We start from the raw sequence: 1,775 nt of genomic DNA on the forward strand, positions 1-1,775 counted from the left end.
CTGACTACTTGTTAGGTGAAGTGGGTGTTGGGTTTAACGGATTAACGTTCAAGCTAGGTTACGAGCAGCTGGGGTCTGACAATGGCGAATATGGTTTTGCTACACCGCTTGCCACGTTACACGCGTTCAATGGCTGGTCTGATCAATTCTTAGGAACACCTGCACAAGGTCTTGTTGATACTTATATTTCTGTAGGCGGCAGCGTTGTCGGCGGTAATTGGGCATTGGCTTATCATGATTTTGAAGCTGACGAATCAAGCGCAACTGTTAATGATTTAGGCGACGAAATTGACGCAGTATTCAGTTTACCTATTAATAACAACTACACTGTAGGAGTTAAATACGCTGCTTACTCAGCGGGCGATGCGAGTGCTGGTAAAGTTGATACTGACAAAGTATGGCTTTGGGCAAACGCTAAATTTTAATGTTGCCTAATAATAAAAAAGCGAGTATCAAATGATACTCGCTTTTTTATTTCATTTTTGTACTTTATGGTTCAGTCATCGTTATGACACGACTTGCTCAACCGGTTTTTCATCTGAATAAAACTGCTCTACGTCCAATTGGCCTTCCGATTTACCAATCACAACCGCAGTCATCATATCGCCAGTCACGTTAGTTGCCGTGCGGATCATATCAATAATGCGGTCTATGGCAGCGATGAAGGCAATACCTTCTAGTGGTAAGCCTATCACGCCCAAAGTGACAGTTAACATCACCATCGCACTACCAGGAACTCCTGCTGTGCCGACAGACGCTACCGTTGCCGTTACCGCAATCAACATGTAGTCCGTCATATCAAGCGGAATACCGTAAATTTGCGCAATAAAAATGGCCGCAATAGCAGGATAAATACCGCCACAACCGTCCATGTTCATAGTTGCGCCGAGTGGCAGTACAAAAGCACTGTAACGTTTCGATACGCCCATTGCTTCAGTACTACGTGTGCTGGCAGGTAAAGTACCAAAGCTTGATGCGGTACTAAAGGCCACAATTTGAGCCGGCATGGCTTTACGGAAAAATTGCAGTGGACTTAAACCCGCAGCAAATTTAACTAAACCGCCATACACAAAGATAATATGAATGAACGCGGCAATATAAATCGCAATAATAAACTTACCCAATGGTAATAATGTACTTAAGCCATACTCGCCCACAACCCAAGCCATTAAACCAAATACACCAATAGGTGTCAGTTTTAATACCATACGCGTTAGTTGAAACATCACTTCAGCGCCAGCTTCAATCACGTTTTTAAGCGGTGCTGCTTTCTCGCCCACAGCATTAATGGCAATGCCAATTAACGCGGCAAAGACAATAATTTGAAGCACATTGCCGTCGGCTAATGAGGCAAACGGATTCACCGGGATCATATTGAGTAATACCTGAGCAAAGCCTGGAATATCACGTTCGCGAACTTCTGATGTGGCTAAGGCTAGGTTACCGCCCATGTCGATAAGACTGCCGACAGTTAAACCAATAAATGAAGCAATGGTGCCGGTAAACATAAACATGGCTAAGGTTTTAAAACTTAAGCGCTTTAAATTACCTTGTGAGCCCAGCGAGGTAATGCTCACCACAATGGCACAAAATACCAAAGGGGCAACCAGCATTTTAATGGCACTGATAAACAGATCGCCAAGAGGCTTTAACATCACGGCTGACTCGCCTAATCCGACGCCGGTGAGTGTTCCTAAAACAAAACCTGCAATGACTTTCTGCCAAAAAGGGATGCGTTTGAGCGTTTGCAATATCATGAAAGTTCCAAATTATGT

At 43.9% G+C, this 1,775-nt stretch carries 1 protein-coding gene and 1 pseudogene; one reads left to right on the forward strand and one right to left on the reverse strand.

Features of this window, described 5'->3' with window-relative positions:
- Positions 1-425: pseudogene (locus tag CXF78_RS16325) on the forward strand (hypothetical protein); the annotation flags it as partial.
- A gap of 81 nt (positions 426-506) precedes the next feature.
- Here the strand turns inward: CXF78_RS16325 and CXF78_RS16330 are convergent.
- The gene (locus CXF78_RS16330) at positions 507-1,757 is read right to left on the reverse strand and encodes a dicarboxylate/amino acid:cation symporter (protein WP_102037371.1); all 1,251 of its coding nucleotides are present in this window, start codon (positions 1,755-1,757) and stop codon (positions 507-509) included.
- Between the last annotated feature and the right edge of the window lie 18 nt (positions 1,758-1,775).

Origin of the sequence: Shewanella sp. 11B5 (assembly GCF_002836795.1) — a bacterium.
Taxonomy (GTDB): Bacteria; Pseudomonadota; Gammaproteobacteria; order Enterobacterales; family Shewanellaceae; genus Shewanella; species Shewanella frigidimarina.

Coding starts and splice junctions, on each gene's coding strand:
- CXF78_RS16330 (WP_102037371.1), bottom strand. CDS start 1,757: ATGATATTGCAAACGCTCAAACGCATCCCTTTTTGGCAGAAAGTCATT.